Annotated in this window: 5 protein-coding genes, 1 tRNA gene and 1 other RNA gene; all 7 read right to left on the bottom strand. The window is 41.8% G+C overall.

What is annotated here, in order from left to right; genetic code table 11:
* The coding region (dnaX, locus tag JXA84_00050) for a DNA polymerase III subunit gamma/tau (GenBank protein MBN1149594.1) at positions 1 to 1,274 on the bottom strand (1,274 nt) is incomplete at its 3' end.
* Between the two features lie 16 nt (positions 1,275 to 1,290).
* Positions 1,291 to 1,387: signal recognition particle sRNA small type (ffs, locus tag JXA84_00045), an RNA gene on the bottom strand.
* Between the two features lie 40 nt (positions 1,388 to 1,427).
* Positions 1,428 to 1,500 (bottom strand) — tRNA-Ala (locus tag JXA84_00040).
* A 7-nt stretch (positions 1,501 to 1,507) separates the two neighbouring features.
* Complete coding sequence (locus JXA84_00035; protein ID MBN1149593.1) at positions 1,508 to 2,929, bottom strand: hypothetical protein; 1,422 nt, start codon at positions 2,927 to 2,929, stop codon at positions 1,508 to 1,510.
* A 68-nt stretch (positions 2,930 to 2,997) separates the two neighbouring features.
* Entirely contained in the window at positions 2,998 to 3,486 is a 489-nt protein-coding gene (locus JXA84_00030; protein ID MBN1149592.1) for an adenosine-specific kinase, read from the bottom strand.
* A gap of 14 nt (positions 3,487 to 3,500) precedes the next feature.
* A complete protein-coding gene (locus tag JXA84_00025) occupies positions 3,501 to 5,141 on the bottom strand; it encodes an AAA family ATPase (GenBank protein MBN1149591.1) in 1,641 nt (546 codons plus the stop codon).
* Positions 5,134 to 5,718, bottom strand: a 585-nt coding sequence (locus JXA84_00020) for an NAD(+)/NADH kinase (GenBank protein ID MBN1149590.1), incomplete at its 5' end; no start/stop codon positions are given. The genes JXA84_00020 and JXA84_00025, both read right to left, overlap by 8 nt.

Genomic DNA, 5,718 nt, shown 5'->3' with positions numbered 1-5,718 from the left:
TAACCGGAATTTGGCAACTGAATTATAAGAGTATCACCTGAAACTTCAGCACTGGAATTTGTAAGATAGTGGTATATAACTTTACTGTCAGAACCGACGTTTGATAAAAAATTTTGAAAGCTTTCGTCTTTGTCATGTGATTTTATCTTTTGTGCATCATGCCGAGGTTTCGAATTCTCATTTTTGTTTTCAATTCTGCTGTTTTCAATTCCGAAAATCAGGTCTTTTATATCTTTTGTGTCGACCATTCTTGAAATCCTGGCAAAGAGAATTTCAAGACTCACAACAGGGGACAGTTTTGAATTTCTGTTCAGAAAATTTGAAAGAAGTTCGAGAGTCCTCAACGTTCTGTCAATACCGAGTTTGGAAGAGATGCTCTGAAGAGGAGAGTCTTTCTTTAAAGATTCGAAAAGGGCGATTGCCACTGAATGAGCTATATCCGTGGGTTGGTAGCCTTCTTCAATTATTTTATCGCAAGCAATCATGGCCGCTTTTGGATCATTTTCTGAAATCGCGGTGATAATCTTTTCTATCTCAGAAAAATCGACTTCCCCCAAAACTTCTCTGGCTTTTTTCTCGTCGATTTCTCTGTATACAGATAGCTGATCGAGTAAACTTAAAGAATCACGAACAGATCCCTGCGCTTTTCGAACTATGACTTCTAGAGCTCTATCCGAGATGTCTATGTTTTCATTTTCGCACACCGTTTTCAAATAGTTGAAAATTGTTCTTGCATCGACAAGTTTGAAATCAAATCTCTGACACCTGGATATAATAGTTTGGGGGACCTTTTCAGGTTCGGTTGTGGCAAAAATAAAACGCGTATTGGCGGGAGGCTCTTCAAGCGTTTTTAAAAGGGCGTTAAAAGCTTCTTTTGTCAGCATGTGAACCTCATCAATTATGTATATTCTCTCCCTAGACATAGGAGTGTACAAAAGGTTTTCTCTTATGGACCGTATATCGTCCACTCCCCTGTTTGAAGCTCCGTCAATTTCTACAACATCCTGAAATCTCGACTCGGAAATCGCCCTGCAGGTGGTGCATTTGTTGCATGGTTTGGAAGAAACGCCCTGTTCGCAGTTAATAGATTTGGAAAGTATCCTCGCCGCTGTCGTTTTACCGATGCCCCTTGGACCCGAAAAAAGATAGGCTTGCGCAATTTTACCTTTGTCCAAAGCGTTTTTAAGTGTCTCTACCACGTGTTTTTGCCCTATGAGGTCGTCAAAGTTCGCAGGTCTGAGTTTTCTTGCGAGAATCAAGTATCCAACATTCATCGTGTTTCCTTTTTTAAGCGGTCAGCTTTTTTCGCGACAGGAGTGCTCTGGATACCGTTGCTGTCTCCCGACTCTGGCGGGGTTCTCCGGCACATCCTACGCGAAGGCCGACCGCTTTTAAATTAGACAATGCCCATATTTTGAAATACTTAATGGAGCAGAGCGGATTCGAACCGCCGGCCTCCTCCGTGCGAGGGAGGCGCTCTTCCATCTGAGCTACTGCCCCTTTCAATTCATTCCATTGTGAGAACGATATAATACTGACAATCAGTGAATAGACCTTCGTATTCAGCGTATGGATAAACTTTTACAAAAATTTTATCCCCCCTGTCAAGTTCGATTGTGCATATTTCGTTTGTCGGATTGCCGTTGTTGTCGATGTCAGATTGCTGCAGTAATTCGCCATTTTCATTTTCGAGAGACATTATAAGATCGCCTTCTCCTGTCAAACCCATAGATTCGATTGTGTATGTCGCTTTTTGATCGGCGGTGAAAACGTAATAATCCTGGAAGTCGAAGTTTTCGTAGGTTATTTCTCCGTTGTTTCTTATTCCGAGTTTAAGTGGGATAGCGTTAGATCTTGAAGCGTCCGTATCTTGATGATGGACGACTTCAATGGTGAAATCGGCGTATTGCCTTGAATTTTGGTTGTTTGTGACGACCATGAAATACTCCCCACCGGTGAGTATTAACTTTTCTTCTCCAGTGTTTCCGTCGATATCATAATCGGAGACGTAAAATGTATCTTCGCTAAACGCCATCAAGACCATGTCCGCGTCATCAGAAGATAGATTCACTTCAGACAATCCATCATCTGGTATAGTAAGCTCGTATATGTAAGCCATTGAGTTGTTCTCAGGGTCTATATAAGCTTCGTCTACAGCTTGATTTGAAGATAGCAACAGCTTATCGTCGGGAGGGAGAGCTTCAAAGTACAAGTTGAAGAAAATCTCTGTTGTGTCGCTCAAAGAGTAGGGTTTTACAACCGCAAAAGCTTTTTTTGATCCCGTGAAGTAGAGCAATTCTTCTATGCCGGCGTTTCCTTCTATGTCTAAATCAGACTGAAGCAGATACGAGACGAAGTTGTCCTCGGAGTAGAGTTCGAAAACCACATCTTCGCTGGCTTCAACCCTGAAGAAAGCGAGGTTCTTTTCCCCGTCGTAACCCCGGGGTTGAAAAACAGCCAAAGGTTTTGTCGTGTTAAGCGTTCCTGACAGGTTCTGCATGTCTTCTATCGAATTTTCTTCGATTATTATAGGTTCAGTGAAATCTATGAGATTGTTCGTCTCGTGAAACCATGAAAACATTACAAATTGCTGATCATTGTTAAGAGGTGTATAAGGGTTGACGATAAAATAATACACGCCTGGGGAAGGTATGGTGAAAAGAGCCTGTTCGAGACCTGTGTTGCCTCCTGCGTCGATGTCAATCACGGAGGGAGTCATGTCAAGAAAAAAGGTATTTGGTCCCCTGGCTGTGATTGTCAGATCTGTGTTATTTTCGTCGGATTTCACAACCATTGAAAGATAGCCGGTAGTCTGAGCTTCAAAAGAGAAATAAACTGGTTCGTCTTTGATGGTGTACGCCCTTGAATCTCCTGATATTATTGGGTTGACGGTAAAAGAAACCATCAAATATAAAAAAGCATAAGCCATATTCCCTCCTTTTGGGATTAGATCGCCATTATTGTACAACGTAAAAATGTTTAATTACAGCTTTTTCGTCAAAAATCGAGTTTGTATCCGATGTCTCTGAGAAACTGGAACCTCTTAATCCTGTCTTCGTCCCCTTCAAATCCCTTGGGGCTTATTCCGTCTGCTACGCCGATGATAGACTTTTGATCACCGAGGGATACTGCCAAGACTTTTACTGGATTTGCCGTAGCGCAGTAAACACATGTAACTTCCGGAAGGTTTTTAATGGAATTGATGAAATTTATCGGAAAGCAATCTTTCACGAATATGATGAAAGAATGACCCGCTCCGATTGACATGGCGTTGATTCGAGAAAGTTCGGCCAGCTCTTCGTCGTTGCTTTCGGTTCTTATCAAAGCGGGTGGCGAAGCTTCGCAAAAAGAAACCCCGTATTTGATTGAGGGGACGGACTTTAAAAGTGCTTCTGCAATATCTTCAGGAGTCATAATAAAATGAGAAGAGCCTATCACGAGGTTATACCCCTTGGGATTTTCGATTTCAACAGCTATCAGCTCCATTTTTTCCCCTTTTTTCATTTTGATTCGATCAGACTTTCAGCATATTCCATGGCTTCTTTTGTCAAAGCCTTTCCGCTCGCCAGAGATGCCACAGCTCTTATCCTGTCTTCTTTTCCGTTGGCGTATTGTACGAAAGTTTCCGATTTTTTAGCTGAAACGCTTTTTTGAACTTCTATGTAGTGATCTGCGAGGGAAGCTATTTGCGGTAGGTGAGTTATAACTATCACTTGACGGGAAGAGGACATCAAAGAAAGGTATTTTCCCACGGCTCGGGCGGTTTTGCCTGAAATCCCGATATCTATTTCGTCGAACACTACTACGGGCAAAAGTCTTTTTTTCATTGTTATGGTCTGGATGGCGAGAGCTATCCTCGAAAGTTCCCCACCAGAAACCACCTTGTGCAAGGATTTCATTGAAATGTCCGGGTTGGCCGAAAAAAGAAAGTCTACATCGTCTCTTCCAGTCTCGTCAAAAAGAATTCCGTTTATATTGTATTCGCCCTTTTTTTTGTCTTCCACCCGTACATCGAACCTAGCTTCTTTGAAGCCAAGAGATTCCAACATACGCGAAATTTCTTCTGTCAATACAGCGGAGTTTATTTTTCTTTTACTGCTGATTTCTTCCAACAGTTCAAGGACTTTTTTTTCTACTGACTTGAGCGTTTGTCTAACCTTTTCTATATTCTCTGCGGTCACGAAAGACGAGGAAAGAAAATCGCGTAATTCATCTGCTCTTTTCATCATGTTTTCGAATGTACCACCGAATTTTTTAATCGCTCTATGAAGGATGTCCCTTCTTTCCCTTAGAGAAGAGAGCGTCTCCGTGTCAAATTCAAAGTCGGAAAATTTCGACAGTGAAACATCCAATTCATCTCGGACGAGTGAAAGCTGGTTTACGAGGTCGTTTAATTCGTCGTAGGCGGAGTCTATTCTCGCGAGCTGGATTACTTCGTTTCTGAGTTGTTTGATCTGTGAGAACATGCTGTTTTCTGAAGAACCGGTTATTTCCTCGCAAGATTTGAGGTGGAGTTTGATATACTCGAAATTCTCCAATTTTTTTATGGCCGAATTCAACTCGTCCCATTCTCCTTGCTTGGGGGAGATCCCGTTCAATTCTTCCAATTCGTATTCGGCCAGTTTCTTTCGTTCTTCGTCAGTCTCTTTTTCTCTTAAAAGTCTTGAAAGTTCCCTATTAAGATTCTTATATTCCTCGTAAAACTCGGCATAAGAGCGTAGTAGAAAATCGTTTTGAGAGAAATAATCGAGATATTCGTGAAAATGCTCAGATCCGAGAAGTTCGCTCATCTTGTTTTGTCCGAACATCATAACAGAATTCAGCGAAAAAAGACGGACATCATCAGCCTGGAGAGGCTTTCCATTTAAAGCTCTTTCGATTTTTCCTTTTTTCGGCAACTTGACTTCGACGACGTTTACACTTCCGTCGGAGTCTTCTAAGATCAATGAAACCTCTGTAGAATAACCGGAATTTTTAAAGGATCTCCTGCCGGTTTCCAGCGCTAAAGCGAGAGATACAGCGTCAAATATCAGCGACTTACCCGCGCCGGTTTCTCCTGTTATTATATTCAGCCCTTTGTCAAACAGTATCTCGACGTTTTTTATGGTCGCGATATTTTTGATTCTGATTGACTTAATCATCGTCGATGTTAAAAAACGGGCATTGGGCTCTTTTTTTACAACCATCGCAACTAGTTCTCATTTTTGTATCGCCCAATTTGAGTTTAGTCCGCAGAGTTGAAAAATAATCCAAACTGGTCAGTTTTAAAAGAGTGGTGTAGTTATCTGATTTCTTTATTTTTATTTGGTCTCCTTTATGGATTTTTGCAGCTTTTTGACCATCTATCGCCACGATGGCTGATTCACTGCACAGGGTGACTTTGACTTCGGATTTTGATGGTACGACTATAGGTCTGAGAGACAGAGAATGCGGTGAAATCGAGTTTATGACCAGCCCTTCCATTTCAGGGCAGATAATCGGGCCTCCCGCCGAGAGAGAGTAAGCTGTGGAACCCGTGGGTGTTGAAACTATCACACCGTCTCCAACAACTTCCGTCAGAAAATGATCGTTGACAAAAATGAGAAGGTTGATCACCCTGAAGGAAATCTCCGGCATAATGACTATGTCGTTAAGTGCTTCGGGGTGTCCTTCAATTTTCAATTTTATTCTTTTCTCGAGTCTGTAATTTCCACAGGCGATCTCTTTAAGTGAATTTTC

This window comes from candidate division WOR-3 bacterium (genome assembly GCA_016926475.1).
Classification (GTDB): domain Bacteria; phylum SDB-A; class SDB-A; order SDB-A; family SDB-A; genus JAFGIG01.
This window is presented reverse-complemented; position numbering and strand designations above follow the sequence as displayed.